The organism is Sphingopyxis sp. Geo25 (assembly GCF_949769135.1).
GTDB lineage: Bacteria > Pseudomonadota > Alphaproteobacteria > Sphingomonadales > Sphingomonadaceae > Sphingopyxis.
Genome location: NZ_CATKOZ010000001.1, coordinates 647,049 through 670,591 on the forward strand (window position 1 = coordinate 647,049; position 23,543 = coordinate 670,591).

Below are 23,543 nucleotides of genomic sequence, written 5' to 3' on the forward strand. Positions count from 1 at the left end.
ATTCGGCAGGGGGCGTCGCCCGACAGGCCGGAGTATGCATGGCGCAGAGCCTGACCCACGGCGCAACGGCGCTACCCGCCGACTGGCGCGACCTGTTCGCGCTGACCAAACCGCGCGTGATGTCGCTTGTCGTCTTCACCGCGCTGTGCGGCTTGCTCGCGGCGCCGGGCAGCGTGCACCCGGTGCTCGCCTTCTCGTCGATCCTCGCGATCGCGCTGGGGGCAGGGGCGTCGGGCGCACTCAACCAATGGTATGAGGCGGGTCTCGACGCCAAGATGAAGCGCACCGCCGGACGGCCGCTTCCCGCAGGGCGGCTCGATCCGCAGACGGCATTGCAGTTCGGGGTCGGGCTGGCGGCTTTCTCGGTCTTCCTGATGCTCTTCGCCGCCAACTGGCAGGCGGCTGTGCTGCTGACCGTCTCGATCCTCTTCTACGTCTTTGTCTATACGATGTGGCTGAAGCCGCGGACGCCGCAGAATATTGTTATCGGCGGCGCGGCGGGCGCCTTTCCGCCGCTGATCGGCTGGGTCGCCGCAACGGGCAGCGTCGCGCCGCTGCCGGTGCTGCTGTTCCTGCTCATCTTCCTCTGGACCCCGCCGCATTTCTGGGCGCTCGCGCTGTTCGTGCGCTCGGATTATGCCGCCGCGGGCATTCCGATGATGCCGGTGGTTGCAGGTGAAACGTCGACGCGGCGCCAGATCCTGTTCTACGCGGTGATCATGGCGATCGGCGCGATCGCGCCCTGGCCGCTCGGTTACACCGGAGCGCTTTACGGTTGGACCGCCGTGATCCTGTCGGCGGTCTTCGTCGCGCTCTCGGTGCAAGTCGGGACCCGCACGACTGGCGAGGGCGATTTGATGCAGCCCGAAAAGCGCCTCTTTGCTTTCTCGATCGCCTATCTCTTCATCCTGTTCGGCGCGGTCGTCGCCGACCATTGGTTCCCGCTATGACCCCCGACGTACCCGGCGAAACGCCCCCCGAACCACAGCCCTTCGACGAGGCCGAATATCGCCGCCGCCAGCGCAGCCGCGCGAACCTGATGGGCTGGCTGCTCGGCGGGCTCGCCTTCCTCTTCTTCTTCATCACCATCGCGCGCATGGTGGTGCCCAAGTGAGGAAGACGGCGTTCCTCTGCGTCGCGCTGGTAATCGCGATGACCGGCCTCGGTTTCGCCGCGGTGCCGCTCTACAATCTCTTCTGCCGGGTGACCGGCTTCGGCGGCACGACGCAGCGTTACGATCCGGTCGCCGCGGCTGCCGAGCCGAAAATCCTCAGCGATACCATCTCGGTGCGCTTCGACGCGAATGTCTCGCCGAAGCTGCCGTGGAAATTCTATCCCGAGCATCCGACCGACACGGTCAGCATCGGCGCGCGCGACATGGCGATCTTCATCGCCGAGAACCAGTCGCCGCACGAGGTGGTCGGAACAGCCAGCTTCAACGTCACCCCCGACGCGGCGGGCAAATATTTCACCAAGATCCAGTGCTTCTGCTTCACCCAGCAGACCCTGAAAGCGGGTGAACAGATCCGTATGCCGGTGCTGTTCTTTGTCGATCCCAAGATCAAGGACGATCCCGACGCGCGCGACATTCAGGAAATCACGCTCAGCTATACCTTTCACCCTGTAGACGGGGGCAAAAAGGCGAGCTAAGGCCGCGTTCAAAGAGTCTTACCAAGGACCGGCGGGCGGTTGGGGAATCGCCACGCTGGGGCAAAAAACGGGAACTGTGACATGGCCGGTGCCAAACATCATGACTATCACCTCGTAAATCCCAGCGTCTGGCCGCTCATCGGGTCGGTCGCCGCGCTGGTGATGTTCTTCGGCCTCGTGATGTTCATGCATGCCGACTATTTCGGCGGCGCGGGCAAATGGGTTCTCGGCCTCGGTATCATGGGCGTGATCGCCACCTTCTTCAGCTGGTGGTCGGACGTCATCAACGAAGCGCACGCCGGCGACCATACGCCCGTGGTTCAGCTCCACCTGCGCTATGGCATGATCCTGTTCATCGCGTCGGAAGTGATGTTCTTCGTCGGCTGGTTCTGGGCCTGGTTCGATTTCTCGCTCTTCCCGGTGCCGGTCGAGATCGTCGACGGGGCGGTCAGCAACCTGTTCGGGCAGGATGGCGCCGTGGCAGCCACGATCTGGCCGCCGAAGGGCATCCATGTCATCGACGCCTTCTCGCTGCCGCTGCTCAACACGCTGATCCTGCTCTGCTCGGGCACGACGATTACCTGGGCGCACCACGCACTGATCCACGGCGACCGCGAAGGCCTGAAGAAGGGCCTGTGGGCGACGATCATCCTCGGCCTGACCTTCAGCTGCATCCAGGCCTATGAATATGCCGAGGCGCCGTTCCCCTTCGGCACGATCAACTATACCTCGGCCTTCTTCATGGCGACCGGCTTCCACGGTTTCCACGTGCTGGTCGGGACGATCTTCCTGATCGTCTGCCTCGTCCGCGCCTACAAGGGCCACTTTACGCCGCAGCAGCATTTCGGGTTCGAAGCTGCCGCCTGGTACTGGCACTTCGTCGACGTGGTGTGGCTGTTCCTCTTCATCATTGTCTATGTCTGGGGCGGCTGGGGCGCGCCGGTCGCTGCACACTAACTTGCCGCAGAACAATCAGACACCAAAGGGGCAGCCGCCGATCGCGCGCGCTGCCCTTTTTGGCCTCTGCCCGCAGTGCGGGGCGCAGACGCTGTTCGACGGGCCGGCGAAATTCGCGCCGCATTGCCGCGTCTGTTCGCTCGACTTCCAGAGCTACAACGTCGGTGACGGCCCCGCAGCCTTCCTGACGCTGATCGTCGGCGCGTTAATCGTTGTCGCGGCGCTTGTCGTCGATTTCGCGTTCGCGCCGCCGCTCTGGCTGCACATCATCCTCTGGGTCCCGCTAACAGTCGGTGCGGTGGTCTATGGCCTTCGCGTCGGCAAAGCCGCGCTGCTCGCCAGCGAGCATCAGCGCAAGGCGGCCGAAGGAAGGCTCAGCGATGACTGAGCCTGTGCCGTCGGCCGCGCCCCGGTCGTCCGCGCGCCGCTGGCCGCTGATTCCGACGATCTTCGTCCTGTGCGCGGTCGCGGTGATGATTGCGCTCGGCGTCTGGCAACTCCAGCGCAAGGCCGAGAAGGAGACCCTGATCGCGCTCTACGAGCGCAACCGGGCGATGTCGGCGCACGTGACCTACCCTGAGCTGCCGCCGGTTCCCGATGCGATGCTGTTCCGCAAATCGAGCGTCGTGTGCCTTGAAGTGGTGCGCTGGGACCAGCGCGGCGGCACCGATCGCATGGGAAAGTCCGGCATCCGTATGGTCGCCGATTGCCGTACCGGTGCCGAGGGGCCGGGCGTGCTTGTCGATGTCGGCATCGCGGACGACTTCACTCCGCCCAAATGGACGGGTGGCACGGTGCAGGGGACGATCGTTCCGGGCCCCGAACAGCCGACGGTGGTCGAGCGGCTGATCGGCCGTGCGGTTCCGGCGCGCGCCATGCTCGTGGCCGACGCGCCGGTTGCCGGGCTCCGCGCCAGCGAGGTGCCGTCGGGTGCCGACGTACCCAACAATCATCTCGCCTATGCCGTGCAATGGTTCATTTTTGCGGCTGCGGCGCTGATAATCTACGCGCTTGCGGTGCGCCGCCGCTTGCAGCGGTGACGGTGCGCCGTTAGGGCGCATGTCCGTCATGGAATATATCAGCACTCGCGGCTCCGCGCCGACCCTCGACTTTCGCGCCGCCACGCTTGCCGGCCTCGCCAGCGACGGCGGGCTCTATGTGCCGGCGAAATGGCCCGAGATGTCGGCCGCCGATATCCGCGCGCTTGCAGGGCTCGATTATGTCGAAACCGCGGTGCGGGTGATGACGCCCTTCGTTGCGGGTGTCCTGTCGGAAGACGAGCTGCGCGAGCTCTGCAAGGCTGCCTATGGCCGCTTCAGCCACGATGCGGTGACCCCGCTCGTCCAGCTCGACCACCGCCACTGGCTGCTCGAACTCTTTCACGGTCCGACGCTCGCGTTCAAGGACGTCGCGCTGCAATTGCTTGGTCAGCTCTTCGAAAAGTTCCTCGGCGGCGGCGAGACCGACCTGACGATCGTCGGCGCGACCTCTGGCGACACCGGTTCGGCGGCGATCGAGGCGGTCGCGGGGCGCGAACATATCCGCATCTTCATGCTCCACCCCGAAGGCCGGGTCAGCGACGTCCAGCGCCGCCAGATGACCACCGTGCTGGCGCCCAACGTCTATAATATCGCGATCGACGGCAGCTTCGACGATGCGCAGGCGATGGTGAAGCGGCTGTTCGGCGATGCCGAGGCGCGCAGCGCCCTGACTATCTCGGCGGTGAACAGCATCAACTGGGCGCGGCTGATGGCGCAGGTCGTCTATTATTTCTATGCCGCCGTGCGCCTCGGCGCGCCCGAGCGACCCATCGCTTTCAGCGTTCCGACGGGCAATTTCGGCGATGTCTTTGCGGGCTATGTCGCCGCGCGCATGGGGCTTCCCGTCGCGCGGCTCGTCGTTGCGACCAACGTCAACGACATCCTCCACCGCGCGCTGTCGTCGGGCGACTATAGCGCTGGCAGCGTCACGCCGACCGCGACCCCCAGCATGGATATCCAGGTCAGCAGCAATTTCGAACGGCTGCTTTTCGATCTCGCAGGCCGCGATGGCGCGGCGATTGCCGGCATGATGGACGCGTTCGATCGGGATCGGTCGATGAGCATCCCTGCCGACATGCTCACCGAGGCCCGCAGGCTTTTTTCGAGCGCGCGGATCGACGGCGATGCGATGTCGCTGGCGCTGCGCTGGGCGCAGGAGAAGGGCGGCCAGATCATCGACCCGCACAGCGCCGTCGGCCTTGCCGCCGCACGCACGCTCGAAATCGATGCCGATATTCCGGTCGTCACGCTCGCGACTGCGCACCCTGCAAAATTCCGCGACGCGGTCGAGCGCGCGACGGGTGTCCGCCCGGCGCTCCCCGCGCGCCTCGGCAACCTGTTCGACCGCGAGGAGCGCTATGAAAAGCTTCCCGGCGATTATGACGTGGTGAAGGCCTATATCCTGTCGGAAGTGGCGCGTGGCTGAGCTTGCGCCGCTGGTCACGCTTGTCGGTGAGGCCTGGGAGGATTATGGGCTGGTCGACAGCGGCGGCGGGCGCAAGCTCGAACGCTATGGCCCTTACCGCTTCATCCGCCCCGAACCGCAAGCCATGTGGCACCCCGCGCTTCCGCAGGACGAATGGGACAAGGCCGACGGCGAGTTCATTCCCGCATCGGATGATGATGGCGGCGGGCGCTGGTATTACAACAAACCCGTTCCCGCCGAGGGCTGGCCGCTCGGCTGGCGCGAGACGCGTTTCACGGCAAGCTGCACGCCCTTCCGCCATCTCGGCTTCTTTCCGGACATGGCGCCCGTCTGGGACTGGTTGCGCGCGCAGGTGGCGGGGAAGCCGGACCCGACCTTCCTGAACATCTTCGGCTACACCGGCGTAGGCAGCCAGGCGCTCGCCGCCGCGGGTGCGTCGGTGACGCATGTCGACGCCTCGAAAAAGTCGGTCGCGCAGGCGCGCGAAAATGCCGCTCTCGCCGGTATGGCCGAAAAGCCGGTCCGCTGGATCGTCGATGATGCGGGCAAATTCACCGCCCGCGAGGTGCGGCGCGAAAGGCGCTACGATGCCATCCTGCTCGACCCGCCCAAATTCGGACGCGGGCCGGGAGGCGAGCGCTGGCAGCTGGAAGAAGGGCTCGCTCCCTTGCTCGCCGATTGCCGGCAATTGCTCGACGCCGACAGCAAGGCGCTGTTTCTCACCGTCTATGCCGTGCGCATGTCGGCGCTCGCGATCGGCGAACTGCTCGCACAGCTTTTTGCCGATCTGCCCGGCACGGTCGAATGCGGCGAGCTGGCGGTGCGCGAAGAGGCGCGGGGGCTCTTGCTCCCAACCGCGATCTTCGCGCGCTGGAGCAATTAGGCGGCTGGCGTCGCCAGCTCGATCCGGTTCCGTCCGCTTTCCTTGGCGCGATAGAGCGCCTCGTCGGCGGCTTTCAGCGCCGCGCGGGCATCGCCGAAGCCGAACACGTCGGCCACCCCGCCCGAGAAGGTGATCTTGCCGAACGGCTGGTCGGTCTTGCGGTTGATGAGCCGCCGCTCGGCCAAGCCTTCGCGCGCCTCGTCGAGCCGCGCCGCCGCCTCGCTCGGCGGCAGACCGCGGAACAGCATCACGAATTCCTCGCCGCCGTGCCGCGCAACGTGGCAATGGTCGTTCGAAATCTTCGCGAGCGTGTCGGCGATCAGCTTGATGACGCGGTCGCCGGCCTCATGGCCGTGGATGTCGTTCACCTTCTTGAACTCGTCGATGTCGCAGAAGGCGACCGACAGCGGTTCGCACGCGGCGCGCGCTTCCTCATAATGACGTTCGAGCAGCACCTCGAAGGCGCGGCGGTTGGGGAGGCCGGTCAGATAGTCGACCTCTGCGTCGCGCTTGGCGCGGGCAAGGCTTTTGCGCAGCGCCTTCGCCTCGTCCTCGCTCTTGCGCATTTCCTCTTCGGCGTGGCGCGTTCGCTCCAGCATCACCTTCGCAATGTCGGCGAGGTGCGAGACAAGCTCGCCCGTCTTTTGTACCTGTTCGAGGTCGCTGACATGCTCTTCCAGTTTCGAGCCATATTCGCTCGTCGCGCTGCGTGCGGCCTTGGTGCTGCTCTGGAAGGTCTCGAGGTTCGTTTCGAGCCGCGCGACCATCCGGTCGAGGTCGGCGCGATCGGCCAGCGTGGGGTCATTCTCCATCAGCTCGTCGAGCCATTGCTGCGTCACGCCGTCGCTCGTCATCGAGCGCGCCGCGATCTGTCGCGCGAGCCGTGGGTTGATTCCCGAAAAGGCGCTGTGCGCGATCAGCAGGTTCGCCGCCGAAATATCCAGATCATGGTCGATCAGGAATGCCCCGATGGCACCGACCAGCTGCTGCCGCGCCTCCCGCACCAGGCTGCGCGAACCGCGCGCTCCCGAGGATGCCTGTTCCTCTTCATGGGCCCCGTTCTTCGCGCGGAGCCCCAGCCAGCCCAGGAGCCGCCCGACCGGCTCGTTCGATGGAGTTGCATGTGTGGTCATGCGCAAATTAACGGGCGCCCCGAAACAAGGTTAAGGCGCCGGAGGAAAAATTTCAGGGATCGATCCGTCCCTCGTCCCGTGCGGGCATCGGGGCGAGGAATGGCAGCAACAACGCCGTCAGAACGAGCCATCCGCCCGAGAGCAATATGGCAGTCGGAAGCGACCAGATATCGGCCGCGAGACCCAGCATATAGGCGCCGAGTGCCATCGCGCCAAAGGTCACCGCTTGATAGATCGACAGGCAGCGGCCGAGGATCGCCTCGGGGGACCGGAGCTGCATCGCGACGTTGAGCGTGGTCAGCGTCGAGACCCACGCCATGCCGGCGACGAAGGTCGCCGCCATGACGACCGCGATTGACCCCGTCAGCGCCACCGGGACGGTCGCCGCCGCGAAGACGATCGCCGAACCGCTGACGATGCGGTCGCTCCCCCAGAGGCGGCGCAGATTGCCGACCCATAGCGCCGCGAAGATCGACCCGGCGCCGAACGCGGCGAGGCAAAGACCATAGACGGTCTCGGTGCCGTGCAGCCGGTCGCGAACGAGCGCGGGCATCAGCGCCTGGATACCGATCGCTGCGGCGCCGAAAGCGAAGCCGCGGACCAGGATGCGCCGAACCGGGTCCGACTGGACGCAGAAGCGGATGCCCGTCGTGATTGCAGCGAGCATCGGCGCGCGCTGCGGCTGCGACACCTCGGGATGCCAGCGCAGCAGCACGATGATCAGCGCCAGATAGCTGATCGCGTTGAGCCCGAAGCCGAGCGCGGGGCCAGTCAGCGAGATCAGCAGGCCGCCGAGCGCGGGGCCCGCGCTCCGCGCAAGGTTGAAGGCGATGCTGTTGAGCGCGATCGCCTGCGGCAGATCCTTCGGGCCGACTTGCAGCCGCACCGACGCTTGCCACGCGGGGCCGTTGAGCGCGGTTCCGCAGCCAACCGACAGGGTGAAGAACAGCAGCAACAGCGGGGTAATCGCGCCCATCCAGGTCGTGAGGGCCAGCGCCGCGGAGATCAGCAGCATTCCCGTCTGCGCTGCCAGCATCACGCGCCGCCGGTCGAAATTGTCGGCGATCGCGCCGGCGATGACGCCGAGCAGCAGGATCGGGATCGTCGCGCTCGCCTGCACCAGCGCGATCAGCTGATGCGAATTGGTGATCTCGGTCATCAGCCACGCGGCGCCGACCGACTGGATCATCGATCCCATATTCGACGCGAGATTGGCGATCCAGATGGCGCGGAAGGCGGGATAGCGGAAGGGAGCGATGGAAGAAGGCGGGGAAGAGGTCTGCGTCGCGCTCACGGATCAAGCGCGTAGCCATTGAAGGATTGAATCGCAATCGGCGCGGCAAGCTTTTTCGAAATCCCGATGGCGGCTTTGGGGTGGTGAGCGGACGTCGCCGATCCTCCCCGGCACGGGGAGGGGGACCATGCGAAGCATGGGGGAGGGGTACGTGCAGTTTGGCGCGGCCTATGATCTCCTGTGCCCCTCCACCACCCTGCGGCCTCGCGGGAAGCAACGCGCCCCGCGCGTTCCTTTGACCCGCTCGCTCCCCCTCCCCCGGTGGGGGAGGATCGTCTAGGTCCGCAATCGGTCGATTCCCGCCCTTCGACCCAGATCGGCGCGAATCATAGCCGGCGCCGGCTGCCCGACGCTCAGAACCCCAGATTCCGGAATGCGATCCGGAACGAGAAGCTGTTGCCGCGTTTCGCGTCGCCGGTGTCGATGTAATCGCGGCGCCAGGTGAGGGCGATCGACAGGCAGTCGTCGTCATAGGCGATGCCGAGGCGGTGGCGGATCGGTTCGAAGCCGTCGGCCTGCGCCAGCGGGTCGTCGCTGCGGCTGGTGAGGTCGATGATCGCCGATCCGAAGACTGACCAGTTTTTCGCAAAACCGACGCGGCCGCCGACGCGCGCCTCCTCGCGGTCCTGCAGATCCTCGCCGAGCAGCAGGATGTCGCGGTTGAGGCGCGAATAGCCGAGCACGGCGTAGGTCGACCGGCCGCCGATCGTCGCGTCGAACTCGTTGCGCCGGATCGCGAGATTGTCCTTGTCGAGGCGGAAGCGATGCGTCAGCCGCAGGAAGCTCTTGTAAGCGATCGTCGTGCGTCCGACGATGTCCGAGGTGCGGTCGGTGAGTCCGGTGCCGTCGGGGAACAGGCTGGGCTTGTCGGACAGGCGATAGCTTTGCCCGATCATGCTGTTGATCGTGAAGCTCGGCCGGCTGTAATTCCATTCCACGCCATAGGTGATGCGCGCGCCGTCCTCGAACCGGTCATAGCCGTTGAAGCGGTTGATCGCGAACAGGTTGCTGTCCTCGAGGTCGAAGGCGCGGGCATCCTCGTTCGGAATGTCCAGATTCTTGATCGGCGGCGTCGCGACGATCTGGACGCGCGGGGTCAGCGTCTGCGTCCCGCCCGCGAACTCGCCGACGAAGGGCCAGCGCATGTCGGCCGCGACCGCCGCGATGCCGCGGCCCTGCCACCCCGACTTGCCGCGATAACCGGGGATCGCGGTCAGCAGATTCTCGTCGCTGTGATAGACGTCGCCGCGCACCAGCGCCGTGACCGTGACTTCCTGCCCGAGGCCGGTGAGCCCGCGCAGATCCCAGCGCGCCCCTGCAAAGGCGCGCTGCGTGTCCTGCCCCGACGTGCGCCCGATCGCCAATGTGTTGAGCTGCAGCTCGACTTGACCGCCGAGCAGCGGGTCGGCGAAGCGCTGGCGATAGTCGATGATCGGCAGCGCGACCGGCTGCTGCCCCTGGCTGTCGTTGCGGCGCAGCGTCTGTGTCGCCCAGCCGGCGATCGAGAGATAGCTCTGCCCGCCGATCCGTTCGAGCTCGAAGGTCGAGCGCAATCGGTCGTCGCGACTGATGTCGTAGCGGCGCATGAACGTGCGGTCGGTCGTGACGCGACCCGAAAAGGACAGGCTCCACCGCGGGTCGAACTGGAATTTGCCCGCGCTTTCGAAATAGCCGCGGAACCGACGGTTGCGATCGGTCGTCGGCCCCGAGACCGGAACCGCCGCACTGTGGGTTGCAAAGCCGTTGAGGCGGAACGAGCCGACGTCGGTCAGCGCGCGGAACTCGCCCTCCAGCATCGGCGCGGCGCTCGTATAGATATGCGGCGTGATCGTGATGTCGCGATCGGGCGCGAGGCGGAGATAGTAAGGAACCGCGATCTCGAACCCGTTCGTACGGTCGAGCCGGATTTCAGGCACCAGCAGCCCGCTGCCCGCCTCCTGGTTCGCCGGATGGCTGAGGCCGGGGAGCGGGATCAGCGGCAGGCCGAAAATCTCGACCCGCGCGCCCTTGTATTTCACCTTGTTTTTTGCGCGGTCATAGGTGACGCGCACGGCGCGGATCTGCCAGCTCGGATTCTTCGGGCATCCCGAGTCATCCTCGACGGGGCAGGGGGTGTAGGCGGCGTTCTCCAGCTCGATATTGCCGTTGTCGAAACGTGTGCCCTTCATCGCCGCGAGGCGCGAGCCATTGTCGAGCACGACGAGCATATTTTCGACGACGCCATCGCGCAGCGTGTCGGTCAGGACGATGCGGTCGCCATAGGCGGTATCGCCCTCGGGATTCTTGACCGCGACATTGCCCTCGGCAACCACCTCGCCGGTCTGGCGGTTCCACGTCACCTTGTCCGCGCGCATCTCGATCGCGTCGCGGTTCATCTGGACATTGCCTTCGGCAACGACGATGTCGGCGTCATTGTCGTAGTTCAGCGCGTCAGCGGCAAAGCCGATCTGTTCCTCGCTCGTCGGCGCGGGGGCATCGGGTGCGGCCGGGACGACGTCGCGATCCTGCAGGTCGGGCTGCCCTTCGGGTACGGCGACGGGGGGCGGTTCGACCGTCTGCTGGGCGGCCACCGGGCATGCCATCAGCGCGGCAGTGCTCGCCGTGACGAACCACAGCGATTGCGCGCGCGACCCCCGATGGAACAAAGTCCAGCCCATTTAATCCCTTTGTCCCAGACCCTATATGGTCGCTGCCCGGCCTTGGACCGGCAGCTTTGTTTTTGCAACTCGCAAGCGAAACCCCTATCGGTCCGGCACGTTCCAATCAATCACCGCATAAGAAAGTTACCGCATGGACATCCAGTTTGTCGCGCAAATCGATGCGTCCGCCGACGTCGTCGCTTTCCCCGTCCGCAAGGGCGAGGCCGCAAAGCTCGGTGCGCTGCTCGGCGCCGCCGCGGCGCAGGCGCGCTTCGAGGGCGCGGCCGGCGCGATCGCCGAAACCGCCGCGATCGACGGCGACCAGGCGCGGCGCCTGCTGCTCGTCGGGATCGGCGACGGCACCACGCACGACCTCGAACGCGGCGGCGCCGCGCTGACCGCGCGGCTGCAGACCAGCGGCGTCACGGCCGTGCATGTCGATTTCGCGAGCGCGGGGCAGAGCGACGAGGATGACGTGCTTGCCTTCGCGATGGGCGCACGGCTGCGCGACTGGCGGCTCGATACCTATCGCACCCGGCTTTCGGACACCGCGAAGCCCAGCCTCAAGACGATCGTGATCGCCTCGCCCGCCGGCGACCTGTCGGCGCGCTGGGGCAGCTATTCGGCGGTTGCCGACGGTGTGGCGCTGACCCAGACGCTCGTCGCCGAGCCGCCGAACATCCTCTATCCCGAAAGCTTCGTCGAACGGTGCCAGCATCTCGCCGAACTCGGTGTCGAACTCGAAGTGCTCGACGAGCGCCAGATGAAGGCGCTGGGCATGGGCGCGCTGCTGGGCGTCGCGCAGGGCTCGACGCGCCCGCCGCGGCTGCTCGCGATGCGCTGGAACGGCGGCACGCCGGGTGAGGCTCCGGTCGTCTTTATCGGCAAGGGCGTCACCTTCGACACCGGGGGCATCAGCCTGAAGCCCGGGCCGGGCATGGATATGATGAAGTGGGACATGGGCGGCGCGGGCGCCGTCGCGGGCGCGATGAAGGCGATTGCGGGCCGCAAGGCAAAGGCGAATGTCGTCGGCGTCGTCGGCCTCGTCGAAAATATGCCCGACGGCAATGCGATGCGCCCTGGCGACGTCGTTACCACCATGTCGGGCCAGACGGTCGAAGTGCTCAACACCGACGCCGAGGGGCGCCTGGTTCTCTGCGACGCGATCACCTGGGCGCAGAAAGCCTATAATCCGAAGGTCATCGTCGATCTTGCCACGCTGACAGGCGCGATGGTGATCTCGCTCGGACACGAATATGCGGGGATGTTCGCCAACGACGACGAACTGGCGGCGAAACTGCTCGAAGCGGGCGATGCCAGCGGCAACAAGCTGTGGCGCTTCCCGCTCTCGCCCGCCTATGACAAGCTGATCGACAGCCCGATCGCCGACATGAAGAATATCGGCCCGCGCGAAGGCGGATCGATCACTGCCGCGCAGTTCCTGAAGCGCTATGTGAACGAGGGCGTCGCCTGGGCGCATCTCGACATCGCGGGCATGGCGTGGGGTGACAAGGACGGTCCGGTATGGGCCAAGGGCGCGACGGGTTATGGCGTCCGCCTGCTCGACCGTTACATCGCCGACAACCACGAGTCTTGATGCTCTTCAACCCGCCATTGCGAGCGGAGCGGGCCGAAGGCGGCCGTAGGCCAACCAATCCAGAGCGGTTACCGCACACTCTGGATTGCCGCGTCGCTTCGCTCCTCGCAATGACGGTGGAGAGATATTCCTGATGCCCCGCGTCGATTTCTACCGGCTGATCCGCGACCCCGTCGAACGGGTGCTGCCGGCAATCGCGACGCGAATCTTGGGGAATGGCGACCGCCTGCTGGTGGTCGCCGCCTCGGCGATGCAGCGGCAGGCCATCGACGAGGCGTTGTGGACGCTCCAGCCCGCGAGTTTTCTGCCGCATGGCAATGCGGGCTCGCCCGATGAGGCGATCGAGCCGATCCTGCTGGCCGGAACGCTCGAGGCGTCGCCCCCCAACCAGGCGACGCATGTCGCGCTCGCCGACGGCGAATGGCGCGAAGAAGCGCTGGCGTTCGAGCGCGCCTTCCTGCTCTTCGACAACAGCCGCATCGACGATGCGCGCGCAACCTGGCGCGCGCTCGCGGCGCGCGACGATGTCGACAATCGATTCTGGAAACAGGATGAGCGCGGGCGCTGGTCCGAAGGGCCCTAACCGTCCATGAGCACGACGTCCCAGCGATATTTCGCCGGCGTATCGAGTTTCGCCAACGCGGTGTCCGCCCCGTCGCCGAGCCCTTTGTAGAGCATGTCGGAGGCGTTGGTCGCCGCATCGTCCGAAAAATACATTTGGGTGACGAGCCGCTGGCTCTTGCCATGGACGTCGAAATGAATGTGCGGCGTCCGCCGGCCGATCGGCGAGTCATAGGCGGCGGGTTTGACCGTGACGATCCGCCATTCGCCGCTCGCGCCCGTCCTGATCTGGGCGTAGCCCTGGAAATTCGGATCGAGCGGTGCCGTCGCAATATCGTTAGGATGGGCATAGCGGCCGACCGAATTGGCCTGCCATATCTCCAGTGTCGCGCCCCGCACCGGATTGCCATGCCGGTCGAGCACGCGTCCGCTGACTTCGATGACCTCGCCGAGCGCACGCGAACGACGTCCTTTGACCCACGTCAGGTCGGCATCGTCCTCGGCGAGTCGTTCGACAGGATAGAAGGGGCCGAGGTCCCCGAACGCGGTGGGCCGCAGCGCGGCTTCCGCCGCTTTTGCTCCGCCCGTCAGTGCGATAGATGCTGCCAATGCCGAGCCCGCAAAGGTACGGCGCGTCATTCCGTCAAGCCGGTCCGTCATGCAATGGTCCCCTCTCTTGGCAATATTAGCATGAGCTCCTGCCATTTCGCAGCGCATTTGGATGCCGGCGACCTTGCGGTGCAGCAAAAGCGCGGCTAGAGGCGCGCGCATCGCAGAGAATACCAACGCAGGAGCTTTCCCATGGCGGTCACCCGCACCTTTTCGATCATCAAGCCCGACGCGACGCGCCGCAACATCACCGGCGCCGTCACCAAGATGCTGGAAGACGCCGGCCTCCGCGTCGTCGCGTCGAAGCGCATCCACATGACCCGCGAACAGGCCGAGGGCTTTTACGCGGTCCACAAGGATCGCCCCTTCTTCGGCGAACTCGTCGAATTCATGACTTCGGGCCCTGTCGTCGTGCAGGTTCTCGAAGGCGAAAACGCGATGCAGCGCAACCGCGACATCATGGGCGCGACCAACCCCGCCAACGCCGAGCCCGGCACGATCCGCAAGGAACTCGCCGAGAGCATCGAGGCGAACACCGTGCACGGTTCGGACAGCGAAGAAAATGCCGCGATCGAGATCGCCTATTTCTTCAAGCCCGAAGAAATTGTCGGCTAAGCCATTCGGTAGAGTCGAACCGAAGAAGCCGCCGGAGCGATCCGGCGGCCTTTTTCGTCAGAATTCGTCGGCCACGCCCATCAGCCCCGCGAGCTTCTTCGGCGCGATCGCCAGCCAGCTCTTGCGCAGCCATTCGCCGATCGCATCCCAGTCGGTGTCGCCGAGGTCGAGGCGGATGCCGACCCACCCGTCACCGAAATAGGCGGGGCGGTAGTAGCGGTCGGCGTCCATCTCGATGAGCTGCGCCTGTTCGTCGGCGCCGCTGATCTTGACCAGCAGCGCGGTCTTGCCGTCGCCATGATGGTCCTGCGTGAAATAGGCAAACTTCTTGCCCTTCACGATCCCGAAACAGGGCATGCCGTGCGATGTCACCTCGTCGACCTCGGGCAGCGCCATCGCAAGCTCGCGCACGCGGCCGAGGAGCCAGTCGGGCGCGCGTTCGCGCGCCACGAACGCGGCGAGAGTGGCGGGATATAGCTGATGCTCGGCAAAGCGCACGCGCTCCGCCAGCGTTTCCGCCGTGTCGCCCGCAACGATCGCGACGGGCGTTTGCGCCAGCACGGGGCCTTCGTCGACACCCGGCGTCACGATATGGACGCTGCATCCGCCGAATTTGTCGCCCGCGTCGATCGCCTGGCTGTGGGTGTTCAGCCCCCTATATTTGGGAAGCAGGCTCGGGTGGATATTGATCATCCTGCCCGCCCAGCGCGCGACGAAATCGTCGCTCAAGATCCGCATATAGCCCGCGAGCGCGACGAACTCTGAACCCGCTTCGCGTAATTGCTCGTCGACCAGCGCGTCGAACGCATCGCGATTGATGCCCTTGTGCGAAAGGCTCCACGTCGGAACACCCTCGGCCGCGGCGATCGCAAGGCCTGGCGCATCGGGATTGTTGCTCGCGACGAGCACCAGCTCATAGGGGCAGTCGGCGGCCTTCGCGGCGTAGAGCAGCGCCGCCATATTGGTGCCGGCACCGGAGATCAGGACGGCGACGCGCGCCTTAGCCATTATGCGTGGCGCTCCATGCGGCGCGCGCGCTCCATGTCTCGGGTGAGCCGCTCACGGTGCAGCCCTTCTCGCCAGCCGCGATATGACCGATGCGGAACACCGTCTCGCCCGCGGCTTCAAGTGCCGCTGACACGTCGGCGACATCGCCCTCGGCGACGACGACCGCCATGCCGATCCCGCAGTTGAAGGTGCGCGCCATTTCCTCGGGCTCGATATTCCCCTGCGCCTGCAGGAACGCCATCAGCCGCGGCTGCTCCCACGCGTCGGCATCGACATGCGCTTGCAGCGCTTTCGGCAGCACGCGCGGGATATTTTCGAGCAAACCGCCGCCGGTGATGTGCGCGAGGGCGTGGATCTGGCCGGTCTTCACGAGCGGCAACAGGCTCTTCACGTAAATGCGCGTCGGCGCCATCAGCGCGTCGATCAGACGGATATTCTGGTCGAACAGGGCGGGGCGGTCGAGCTTCCAGCCCTTGTCGGCCGCGAGGCGGCGCACCAGCGAAAAGCCGTTCGAATGGACGCCCGACGAGGCAAGGCCGAGGATGACGTCGCCCGATGCGACCTTGTCGGCGGTCAGCACCTGGTCGCGCTCGACCGCGCCGACGCAGAAACCGGCGAGGTCATAGTCGCCGTCCGAATACATGCCCGGCATTTCGGCGGTCTCGCCGCCGATGAGTGCGCAGCCCGCCTGTTTGCACCCTTCGGCGATGCTTGCGACGACGTCGGTCGCGACCGCGTTGTCGAGCTTGCCCGTCGCATAATAGTCGAGGAAAAACAGCGGCTCGGCGCCCTGCACGATCAGGTCGTTGGCGCACATGGCGACAAGGTCGATGCCGACGCCGTCGTGCTTGCCCGATTCGATCGCGAGCTTGAGCTTGGTGCCGACCCCGTCGTTCGCCGCGACGAGCAGCGGATCGTTGAACCCCGCCGCCTTCAAGTCGAAGAAACCGCCGAACCCGCCCAGATCGGCGTCGGCGCCGGGACGGCGCGTCGCCCGGGCGAGCGGGGCGATGGCACGGACCAGCGCATTGCCGGTCTCGATCGAGACGCCGGCCTCCGCATAAGTGTAGCTGGCGGGTTTGTTCTGCTTGGAATCCATGGCCAGCGCGCCTAACGCTTCCGGCCGACAATTGCCATGATTTCCTTGTCGGGCATCGCACTTCGGGGCAAAGACCAGAGAAGATATGACTGCCGCCGCTTTCCCCCGTACCGCATCCGGCTTCACGCTCCGCTCGCTCGCACCGCGTGACTGGCGCTGGCCGGCGCTTTTCGGTCTGCTCTGCGCGATTCTGCTCGCGGGCATCGTCGAGGGGCAGATCAGCCGCGGCGACCGCGGCATCACCCCTATCAACAGCAGCGGCGACTTTCTGGCGAGCGGGATCGCGGTCGACGTCATCGGCGACAATGCCGACGACGCCCGGGAAAAAGGCTGGCGCGAGGCGCAGCGCAAGGGCTGGGCGCAACTCTACAGGCGGATCAACGGTTCGGACGGACCGGCGCTCGGCGATTCGGTTCTCGACGGCATCGTGACCGCGATCGTCGTCGAGGAGGAACAGATCGGCCCGCGCCGCTATGTCGCGAAACTCGGCGTCCAGTTCGACCGCGTCCGCGCAGGGCAGATCCTGGGCGTGAGCGGCCGCACGCTTCGCTCGCCGCCGCTGCTCGTCATCCCCGTCTATTCGATCGACGGCATCCAGCAGGTGTTCGAACAGCGCAGTGCCTGGCAGCGCGCCTGGGCCGAGTATAACACCGGGCAGAGCGCGATCGACTATGTACGCACCGCGGGCACCGGCGCAGATACCCTGCTACTAAACGCGGGGCAAACCGGCCGCCGCAGCCGCGTCTGGTGGCGCGTGATCCTCGACCAATATGGCGCCGCCGACGTGCTGATCCCGATCGCGCGGGTCGAGTACAGTTATCCCGGCGGCCCGATCAAAGGCTATTTCGCGGCGCGTTTCGGCCCCGACAACAAGCTGATCGGTACGTTCACCATGACGGGCCCGAGCCCCGCGGCGCTTCCCGACATGATGCAGAAGGCGGTGGCGCGGATGGATTCGATCTACACCGCCGCGCTTGCGGAGGGTGTGCTGCGCACCGACACCTATCTCGTGCTCGAAAAACCTGTCGAAAAGGAAGACCTGCCCGAGGAGACGGCGGCCGACGAAGCCTTGCCGGTCGAAACCGACGGCAGCGCGACGACGGCGACCCCGGCGGCGGGCCTCCAGAGCTTCACGGTCCAGTACAACTCGCCCGATGTTGACTCGGTATCGGCGACCGAGCGCGCGGTTGCGGGCGTCGCGGGCGTGCAGTCGGCCTCGACCACCAGCCTCGCGCTCGGCGGCATGTCGGTGATGCGCGTGACCTTCCGCGGCGACCTCGCGGCGCTGAAGGCGGCGCTCGCGGCGCGCGGTTTCAATGTCCAGGAAGGCGGCGGCCAGCTCAGGATCAGTCGCTGATGTCGGCGCGTCCGGGACAATTCGCGCTGCCGCTCGACTGGAGCTCCGGCGGTTCGAACGACGGTCCGCTGATCGTCGGCGCGAGCAATGCCGATGCGGTGCGATACCTCCGCCATGTCGCGACCTGGCCGGTGCGCTCCGCCGTGCTCACCGGCCCGCGCGGTTCGGGGCGCAGCCTGATGGGTCGGATCTTCGCGCGCGAAACCGGCGGGCGCGTGATCGACGGGCATGATAGCGTGTCCGAGGAAGAGATTTTCCACGCATGGAATGCCGCGCAATCGTCGGGCACCCCGCTGCTCATCATCGCCGATGCGCCGCCGTCCGAATGGGGGATCGGGCTGCCCGACCTGGCGTCGCGGCTCCGCGCGGTCCCGGTGCTCGCGATCGGCGAGCCCGATGACTGCTTGGCGCGCGACCTGATCGAGGCGCTGTTCGCGCAGCGCGGGATGGCGTTGGCGCCCGGGGTCGCTTCCTATATCGTGCCGCGGATGGAACGCAGCTATGCCATGATCCATCGCGTCGTCGCTGCGCTTGATGCGGCGTCGCTCGAAAAGGGACGCGGCGTTAGCGTTCGTCTTACGCGTGAAACATTACTGTCACAGGGGCTGATCGATCCCGATCTCCTCGAAAGGCAGGACGCACCGAAATGTCGATAGGCGGCAATCCCCTTCGCGCCGACAATGACGCCGATACGGCGCAACCCTCGCTCGGCCCCGCGCGCTTCTTCAATCGCGAACTGTCGTGGCTCGCCTTCAACCGGCGGGTGATGGAGGAGGCGCGCAACCCGGCGCATCCGTTGCTCGAACGGCTTCGCTTCCTGTCGATTTCGGGCAGCAACCTCGACGAATTCTTCATGGTCCGCGTCGCAGGCCTGAAGGGCCAGCAGCTCCAGGGGATCGACGATCCCTCGGCCGACGGCCGCTCGCCGGGACAGCAGCTCGCCGAGATCGAGGCCGAGGTGAACCGCCTCGTCGACCAGCAGCAGAGCGAGTGGCAGCAGTTGCACCGGCTGCTCGCCGAACAGGGAATCGTCGTCCACGGCGCCGGCTCCGACGTCGAAAAGCTGCGCCGCGCGCTCCGCCAATATTTCCTCGACCAGATATTCCCGATCCTCACCCCGCAGGTGCTCGACCCTGCGCATCCGTTTCCCTTCATCCCGAACCGCGGCGTCGGCGTGATCTTCGATCTTCAGCGCAAGGCCACCGGCGACACGGTGCGCGAGCTGGTGATGATCCCCGCCTCATTGGCGCGCTTTGTCCCGGTACCGGGCGAGCCGGGCGGTTTCGTTCCGATCGAATATCTGATCGAGATTTTCGGCGACCTCGTCTTTCCGGGCTTCTCGATCCGCGCGATCGGCGTCTTCCGCATCATCCGCGACAGCGACATCGAAATCGAGGAGGAGGCCGAGGATCTGGTGCGCCTGTTCCGCACGGCGATCCGCCGCCGTCGCCGCGGCCGCGTGATCCTGCTCGAGCTCGAGGCCGACATGCCGGCCGATCTCGCCGCCGTTCTCAACGCCGACATCCAGGGGCATGAGGCGATCGTCGCCAAGATCGGCGGCTTCGTCGGGCTCGCCGCGCTGTCGGCACTGGTCGACGTCGATCGCCCCGACCTGAAATTCCCCGCCTATTCGGCGCGTTTCCCCGAACGCATCCGCGAACATGGCGGCGATTGCTTCGCCGCGATCCGAAGCAAGGACATTCTCGTCCACCATCCCTATGAGAGCTTCGACGTCGTGCTCTCCTTCCTGCGCCAGGCCGCTGCCGATCCCGACGTCGTCGCGATCAAGCAGACGCTCTATCGCGCTGGCAACCAGTCGCCGGTCATCCGCGCGCTGATCGAGGCGGCCGAGGCGGGCAAGTCGGTGACGGCGGTCGTCGAACTCAAGGCGCGCTTCGACGAGGAGCAGAATCTTCTCTGGGCGAACCAGCTCGAACGCGCGGGGGTGCAGGTCGTGTACGGCTTCATCGAGTGGAAGACGCACGCGAAAATCTCGATGGTCGTGCGCCGCGAAGGGCCGGGGTATCGCACCTACTGCCACTTCGGCACCGGCAATTACCACCCGGTCACCGCGCGCATCTATACCGATTTGAGCTTCTTCACCGCCGATCCGCGCGCGGGGCGCGACGCGGCGCAGCTGTTCAATTACATCACCGGCTATGTCGAACCCGAGCGGCTCGAGATGGTCACGATGTCGCCGCTCAACATGCGGGCGCACCTGAGCGACCTGATCGATGCAGAGATCGCGGCGGCGAAAGACGGGCGCCCGTCGGGCCTGTGGGCGAAGATGAACAGCCTCGTCGACCCCGATATCATCGACAAGCTCTATGAGGCGAGCGCGGCCGGAGTGCCGATCGAACTGATCGTGCGCGGCATCTGTTGCCTGCGTCCCGGTGTCCGTGGGCTATCCGAAACGATCCGGGTCAAGTCGATCGTCGGCCGCTTCCTCGAACACAGCCGCATCTGGGCTTTCGCGAACGGCGAGCGCCTGCCGCATAGCGGCGCGAAGCTCTATATCTCGAGCGCCGACTGGATGCCGAGAAACTTCGACCGCCGCGTCGAATATATGATCCCGATCGAGAATCCGACCGTTCACGACCAGATACTGGATCAGGTGCTCGTCGCGAACCTGATCGACAATGAACAGAGCTGGGTGCTGCAACCCGATGGCACGTACCGGCGCTTGGTTTCCGGAGATAAGCCCTTCAACCTGCATCATTATTTCATGAACAACCCGTCGCTCTCGGGCCGGGGCACGGCGCTTCACAAGCGTCATGACGTCCCGACGCTCGACTTTCCCATGCGCGAGGCGTGATCGGTTTTGGGGCAGGTACGCACTTCCAGACAGGCCGTCCACCGCTCCGCGGTGATCGACATCGGATCCAACTCGGTCCGTATCGTCGTTTATGAAGGCCCCGCACGCGCGCCCGCGGTGATCTTCAACGAGAAGGTCGCGGCAGGCCTTGGCCGCGGACTGTCGACCGACGGCCGCATCGCCGCCGAGGATGCCGAGCGCGGCCTTGTCGCGCTGCGCCGCTATGCGCTGCTTGCCAGGCATATGGAGGTCAAAGACCTGCAATGCGTAGCAACAGCGGCGGTCCGCGATGCCGCGAACGGTCCGGCGTTCATTGCGGCTGCCGCCGAAGCGGGACTGAATATCCGCCTGCTGTCAGGCGAAGAGGAGGCCGAGGCGGCGGGCTATGGCGTGCTTTCGGCGATCCCGGACGCGCGCGGGATCGCGGTCGACCTTGGCGGCGGCAGCCTTGAGCTCGCCGAAGTTGCCGACGGCAAGGTGGGGCGGCGTGCCTCCTTCCCGCTCGGGGTGTTGCGCTTGCCCGCGCTCCGCAAGGATGGCGAAGCGGGGTTCGAGCGCGCGATCCGCAAGATGCTGAAGGCGGCCGACTGGCCGCGCGAGGGGCTCACTGGCTTGCCGCTCTACCTCGTCGGGGGGTCGTGGCGTGCGCTTTCGCGTCTCGACCTTGAACTGACCAAGGATCCGCTTGCCGTGCTCGACCAGCACACCTTCCCGCGCACCGCGATCCGGCGACTGATTCGCGCGACCCGGCGGCTGACGTTCGAGCAATTGCGCGCGATCCCCGGCATGGCCTCGAACCGCGCCGCCGCGCTGCCTGACGCCGCGGCGTTGCTCGCGGCGCTCGTCAACATTCTCGACGTCCCCGAGATGACCGTGTCGTCGTCAGGGCTTCGCGAGGGCTTGCTCTATCAGGCTCTCGACGCGGAGACGCGCGCGCAGGATCCGTTGATCGTCGCGGCGGAATTCGAAGGACGCCGTCTCGCCCGCTTCGCGCCGCACGGCCGCGCGATCGCCGACTGGATCGCGCCGCTGTTCGCCGGGGAGGCGCCGCAGGACAGCCGCGTCCGCCTTGCCGCGAGCCTGCTCAGCGACGTTGCCTGGTCGGCGAACCCCGATTTCCGCGCGGAGCGCGGGGCCGAGATCGGGCTCCACGGCAATTGGCGCAGCATCGACATTCCGGGCCGTGTCCTGCTGGCGCGCGCGCTGTATGCGGGCTTCGGCGGCGCCGACGCCGAATTTCCCGCGATGGGGGCGCTCGTCAGCCCCGACCGGCTCGCGCGCGCGCGGCAATGGGGGCTTGCGATCCGTCTCGCGCAGCGGCTCACCGGCGGGGTCGAGGCGCCATTGAAGGCGAGCGGGATTGCGCTTGTCGACGGCAAGCTCAGGCTGTGTCTCGATGCCGGATGGCACCATCTTGCAGGTGAGTCGGTCGAGCGTCGGCTGCGCCTTCTCGCGCAGGCGCTGGACGCGAAACCGGAACTGGTTCTGCTTTAGACCTCGCTCGCGGTGGCAGTGTCGATTTCGCTCATCACCAGCTTGCCGTTCTTGACGGCGAACCCCATCCGCCCCTCGACCAGGTCGAGCGCGGCGTGGCCGAAGACGTCGTAGCGCCAGCCCTGCATCATCGGGATGTCGTCGCTGCGTCCGTTCGCGGCGAGCGCTTCCAGTTCGTCGCTGCGCGCGATCAGCCGCGCGGCGACGTTGAGTTCGCGCGCGCGAATCTTGAGGAGGAGCTTCAGCAGGTCGGCAACGAGCGCGCCTTCCTTGCCGAGCCCCGGCCCGCGCGGCGCGCGGTCGGGCATGTCCTCTTTCGCCAGCGGTTTCGCGGCGGCGATCGCGTCCATCAGCCGGCCGCCGATGTCGTTCGACTTCCACGTTGCCGACAGCCCACGCACGCCGCCAAGGCCCTCCTGCGCCTTGGGCGGATGCGCGGCAAGGTCGGCGAGCGTCTCGTCCTTGACGATGCGGCCGCGTGGCAGGTTCTTGTTGCGCGCCTCGCGCTCGCGCCACGCCGCGAGCGACTTCAGTCGCCCCAGCACCTCGGGCTTGCGCGTCGGCACCTTGATCCGCTGCCATGCCTTTTCGGGATCGAGGGTGTAGTTGGCGGGGTCGGCGAGCTTTTCCATCTCCTCGTCGAGCCAGTGGCCGCGGCCGGTCTTGACCAGCTTCTTGAGCATCATCGGAAAGATTTTCGCGAGGTGCGTGACATCGCCGATCGCATAGTCGATCTGGCGCTTGTCGAGCGGGCGGCGGCTCCAGTCGGTGAAGCGCGCGCCCTTGTCGAGTTGCAGGCCGATCCACGCCTCGACCAGGTTCGAATAACCGACCTGTTCGGCCTGGCCCAGCGCCATCTGGCCGATCTGCGTATCGAAGATCGGGTGCGGGGTCTTGCCGGTCAGGTTGAAGATGATTTCGACATCCTGCCCGCCTGCGTGGAAGACCTTCAATATGTCCTCATTGTCGACCATCAGGTCGAGTAGGGGCTGCAGGTCCATTCCCGGCGCCATCGGATCGATCGCGGCGGCATGGTCGCTGTCGGCGACCTGGATCAGGCAGAGTTCGGGCCAGAAGGTGTTTTCGCGCATGAATTCGGTGTCGACGGCGATGAAATCGCTGCCCTTGATGAGGTCGACAAATTCGGCGAGTGCTGCACTGGTTTCGATAAGCGGATGGATTTGCATGTCCGGCCTATACCGCGACTTTGACGAAGCGGGCAGGAAAATTTACTGCGGATGAACTGGAGACGCGGAGAGGGCGAATCCGCCCTCGACCCTTGACAAATCGTGCGCCGCATTGCCTTAGGCGCGGCCATATCGGGGCGTTTTCCGGCGCGCCTCTCCTGACATTTGAAAGACGATCA

At 66.1% G+C, this 23,543-nt stretch carries 22 protein-coding genes; 15 read left to right on the forward strand and 7 right to left on the reverse strand.

What is annotated here, in order from left to right:
• Positions 1–38 precede the first annotated feature (38 nt).
• The 8 genes from QOL68_RS03290 to QOL68_RS03325 all read left to right on the forward strand — a co-directional run bounded on the left by QOL68_RS03290 (position 39) and on the right by QOL68_RS03325 (position 5,956).
• Positions 39–950 carry a heme o synthase gene (locus QOL68_RS03290; protein WP_282946920.1) on the forward strand — a complete coding sequence of 304 codons (912 nt, stop codon included), beginning with the start codon at positions 39–41 and terminating at the stop codon, positions 948–950.
• Positions 947–1,114 carry a cytochrome c oxidase system small membrane protein gene (locus tag QOL68_RS03295; RefSeq protein ID WP_282946922.1) on the forward strand — a complete coding sequence of 56 codons (168 nt, stop codon included), beginning with the start codon at positions 947–949 and terminating at the stop codon, positions 1,112–1,114. Before QOL68_RS03290 ends, QOL68_RS03295 begins: the two co-directional genes overlap by 4 nt.
• Before the next feature lie 38 nt (positions 1,115–1,152).
• Complete coding sequence (locus QOL68_RS03300; RefSeq protein WP_282948253.1) at positions 1,153–1,650, forward strand: cytochrome c oxidase assembly protein; 498 nt, start codon at positions 1,153–1,155, stop codon at positions 1,648–1,650.
• A gap of 81 nt (positions 1,651–1,731) precedes the next feature.
• Entirely contained in the window at positions 1,732–2,607 is an 876-nt protein-coding gene (locus QOL68_RS03305) for a cytochrome c oxidase subunit 3 (protein WP_058454459.1), read from the forward strand.
• Position 2,608: 1 nt separating this feature from the next.
• On the forward strand, positions 2,609–2,995 hold the full coding sequence (locus tag QOL68_RS03310; protein ID WP_231728989.1) for a DUF983 domain-containing protein: 387 nt from the start codon (positions 2,609–2,611) through the stop codon (positions 2,993–2,995).
• The gene (locus QOL68_RS03315; protein WP_282946925.1) at positions 2,988–3,647 is read left to right on the forward strand and encodes an SURF1 family cytochrome oxidase biogenesis protein; all 660 of its coding nucleotides are present in this window, start codon (positions 2,988–2,990) and stop codon (positions 3,645–3,647) included. The genes QOL68_RS03310 and QOL68_RS03315 overlap by 8 nt, the downstream gene beginning before the upstream one ends.
• A gap of 28 nt (positions 3,648–3,675) precedes the next feature.
• Positions 3,676–5,073: a threonine synthase gene (gene thrC, locus QOL68_RS03320; RefSeq protein ID WP_282946927.1), complete on the forward strand. Its 1,398-nt coding sequence runs from the start codon at positions 3,676–3,678 to the stop codon at positions 5,071–5,073.
• Positions 5,066–5,956: a class I SAM-dependent methyltransferase gene (locus QOL68_RS03325; RefSeq protein WP_282946929.1), complete on the forward strand. Its 891-nt coding sequence runs from the start codon at positions 5,066–5,068 to the stop codon at positions 5,954–5,956. The genes thrC and QOL68_RS03325 overlap by 8 nt, the downstream gene beginning before the upstream one ends.
• Here QOL68_RS03325 and QOL68_RS03330 read toward each other — a convergent pair.
• From QOL68_RS03330 to QOL68_RS03340, 3 genes are all read right to left on the reverse strand, one after another.
• Positions 5,953–7,089, reverse strand: coding sequence for a GGDEF domain-containing protein (locus tag QOL68_RS03330; protein ID WP_282946931.1), 1,137 nt, complete (start codon positions 7,087–7,089; stop codon positions 5,953–5,955). The two genes, QOL68_RS03325 and QOL68_RS03330, sit on opposite strands and share 4 nt — an antisense overlap.
• A gap of 52 nt (positions 7,090–7,141) precedes the next feature.
• Positions 7,142–8,383 (reverse strand): MFS transporter, encoded by a 1,242-nt coding sequence (locus QOL68_RS03335; protein ID WP_282946933.1) that lies wholly within the window; start codon positions 8,381–8,383, stop codon positions 7,142–7,144.
• Positions 8,384–8,736: 353 nt separating this feature from the next.
• On the reverse strand, positions 8,737–11,040 hold the full coding sequence (locus QOL68_RS03340; protein ID WP_058454451.1) for an LPS-assembly protein LptD: 2,304 nt from the start codon (positions 11,038–11,040) through the stop codon (positions 8,737–8,739).
• Positions 11,041–11,173: 133 nt separating this feature from the next.
• Between QOL68_RS03340 and QOL68_RS03345 the strand changes: the two genes are divergently transcribed.
• Entirely contained in the window at positions 11,174–12,619 is a 1,446-nt protein-coding gene (locus tag QOL68_RS03345; protein ID WP_282946936.1) for a leucyl aminopeptidase, read from the forward strand.
• Positions 12,620–12,752: 133 nt separating this feature from the next.
• A complete protein-coding gene (locus QOL68_RS03350; RefSeq protein WP_058454449.1) occupies positions 12,753–13,202 on the forward strand; it encodes a DNA polymerase III subunit chi in 450 nt (149 codons plus the stop codon).
• Here the strand turns inward: QOL68_RS03350 and QOL68_RS03355 are convergent.
• Positions 13,199–13,840 (reverse strand): dioxygenase family protein, encoded by a 642-nt coding sequence (locus QOL68_RS03355; RefSeq protein WP_282946940.1) that lies wholly within the window; start codon positions 13,838–13,840, stop codon positions 13,199–13,201. The genes QOL68_RS03350 and QOL68_RS03355 overlap by 4 nt on opposite strands.
• Before the next feature lie 141 nt (positions 13,841–13,981).
• Here QOL68_RS03355 and ndk point away from each other — a divergent pair, with 141 nt between their 5' ends.
• Positions 13,982–14,404, forward strand: a complete 423-nt coding sequence (gene ndk, locus QOL68_RS03360) for a nucleoside-diphosphate kinase (RefSeq protein WP_282946942.1) — start codon at positions 13,982–13,984, stop codon at positions 14,402–14,404.
• Positions 14,405–14,461: 57 nt separating this feature from the next.
• Here ndk and purN read toward each other — a convergent pair whose 3' ends face one another.
• Complete coding sequence (gene purN, locus QOL68_RS03365) at positions 14,462–15,412, reverse strand: phosphoribosylglycinamide formyltransferase (RefSeq protein WP_282946944.1); 951 nt, start codon at positions 15,410–15,412, stop codon at positions 14,462–14,464.
• Positions 15,405–16,511, reverse strand: coding sequence for a phosphoribosylformylglycinamidine cyclo-ligase (purM, locus tag QOL68_RS03370; RefSeq protein WP_282946946.1), 1,107 nt, complete (start codon positions 16,509–16,511; stop codon positions 15,405–15,407). Before purM ends, purN begins: the two co-directional genes overlap by 8 nt.
• An 85-nt stretch (positions 16,512–16,596) precedes the next feature.
• Here purM and QOL68_RS03375 point away from each other — a divergent pair, with 85 nt between their 5' ends.
• Genes QOL68_RS03375 through QOL68_RS03390 form a run of 4 tightly spaced genes read left to right on the forward strand, consistent with a single transcriptional unit; the run spans position 16,597 to position 22,177 of the window.
• The gene (locus tag QOL68_RS03375; RefSeq protein WP_058454444.1) at positions 16,597–17,868 is read left to right on the forward strand and encodes a hypothetical protein; all 1,272 of its coding nucleotides are present in this window, start codon (positions 16,597–16,599) and stop codon (positions 17,866–17,868) included.
• Entirely contained in the window at positions 17,868–18,524 is a 657-nt protein-coding gene (locus QOL68_RS03380) for an HdaA/DnaA family protein (protein WP_282946949.1), read from the forward strand. The genes QOL68_RS03375 and QOL68_RS03380 overlap by 1 nt, the downstream gene beginning before the upstream one ends.
• The gene (locus QOL68_RS03385; protein WP_204993150.1) at positions 18,515–20,683 is read left to right on the forward strand and encodes an RNA degradosome polyphosphate kinase; all 2,169 of its coding nucleotides are present in this window, start codon (positions 18,515–18,517) and stop codon (positions 20,681–20,683) included. Before QOL68_RS03380 ends, QOL68_RS03385 begins: the two co-directional genes overlap by 10 nt.
• A gap of 51 nt (positions 20,684–20,734) precedes the next feature.
• The gene (locus QOL68_RS03390) at positions 20,735–22,177 is read left to right on the forward strand and encodes a Ppx/GppA family phosphatase (RefSeq protein ID WP_231728988.1); all 1,443 of its coding nucleotides are present in this window, start codon (positions 20,735–20,737) and stop codon (positions 22,175–22,177) included.
• On the opposite strand, the gene rnd is transcribed toward QOL68_RS03390, so the two are convergent.
• Positions 22,174–23,364 carry a ribonuclease D gene (gene rnd, locus QOL68_RS03395; RefSeq protein WP_058454440.1) on the reverse strand — a complete coding sequence of 397 codons (1,191 nt, stop codon included), beginning with the start codon at positions 23,362–23,364 and terminating at the stop codon, positions 22,174–22,176. The two genes, QOL68_RS03390 and rnd, sit on opposite strands and share 4 nt — an antisense overlap.
• Positions 23,365–23,543 lie beyond the last annotated feature (179 nt).

Excerpts from the sequence above, each read along its gene's own strand:
- QOL68_RS03290 (WP_282946920.1), top strand. The coding sequence starts at position 39 with ATGGCGCAGAGCCTGACCCACGGCGCAACGGCGCTACCCGCCGACTGG.
- QOL68_RS03295 (WP_282946922.1), top strand. The coding sequence starts at position 947 with ATGACCCCCGACGTACCCGGCGAAACGCCCCCCGAACCACAGCCCTTC.
- QOL68_RS03300 (WP_282948253.1), top strand. The coding sequence starts at position 1,153 with ATGACCGGCCTCGGTTTCGCCGCGGTGCCGCTCTACAATCTCTTCTGC.
- QOL68_RS03305 (WP_058454459.1), top strand. The coding sequence starts at position 1,732 with ATGGCCGGTGCCAAACATCATGACTATCACCTCGTAAATCCCAGCGTC.
- QOL68_RS03315 (WP_282946925.1), top strand. The coding sequence starts at position 2,988 with ATGACTGAGCCTGTGCCGTCGGCCGCGCCCCGGTCGTCCGCGCGCCGC.
- thrC (WP_282946927.1), top strand. The coding sequence starts at position 3,676 with ATGGAATATATCAGCACTCGCGGCTCCGCGCCGACCCTCGACTTTCGC.
- QOL68_RS03330 (WP_282946931.1), bottom strand. The coding sequence starts at position 7,089 with ATGACCACACATGCAACTCCATCGAACGAGCCGGTCGGGCGGCTCCTG.
- QOL68_RS03340 (WP_058454451.1), bottom strand. The coding sequence starts at position 11,040 with ATGGGCTGGACTTTGTTCCATCGGGGGTCGCGCGCGCAATCGCTGTGG.
- QOL68_RS03345 (WP_282946936.1), top strand. The coding sequence starts at position 11,174 with ATGGACATCCAGTTTGTCGCGCAAATCGATGCGTCCGCCGACGTCGTC.
- QOL68_RS03350 (WP_058454449.1), top strand. The coding sequence starts at position 12,753 with ATGCCCCGCGTCGATTTCTACCGGCTGATCCGCGACCCCGTCGAACGG.
- QOL68_RS03355 (WP_282946940.1), bottom strand. The coding sequence starts at position 13,840 with ATGACGGACCGGCTTGACGGAATGACGCGCCGTACCTTTGCGGGCTCG.
- ndk (WP_282946942.1), top strand. The coding sequence starts at position 13,982 with ATGGCGGTCACCCGCACCTTTTCGATCATCAAGCCCGACGCGACGCGC.
- purN (WP_282946944.1), bottom strand. The coding sequence starts at position 15,412 with ATGGCTAAGGCGCGCGTCGCCGTCCTGATCTCCGGTGCCGGCACCAAT.
- purM (WP_282946946.1), bottom strand. The coding sequence starts at position 16,511 with ATGGATTCCAAGCAGAACAAACCCGCCAGCTACACTTATGCGGAGGCC.
- QOL68_RS03375 (WP_058454444.1), top strand. The coding sequence starts at position 16,597 with ATGACTGCCGCCGCTTTCCCCCGTACCGCATCCGGCTTCACGCTCCGC.
- QOL68_RS03380 (WP_282946949.1), top strand. The coding sequence starts at position 17,868 with ATGTCGGCGCGTCCGGGACAATTCGCGCTGCCGCTCGACTGGAGCTCC.
- QOL68_RS03385 (WP_204993150.1), top strand. The coding sequence starts at position 18,515 with ATGTCGATAGGCGGCAATCCCCTTCGCGCCGACAATGACGCCGATACG.
- rnd (WP_058454440.1), bottom strand. The coding sequence starts at position 23,364 with ATGCAAATCCATCCGCTTATCGAAACCAGTGCAGCACTCGCCGAATTT.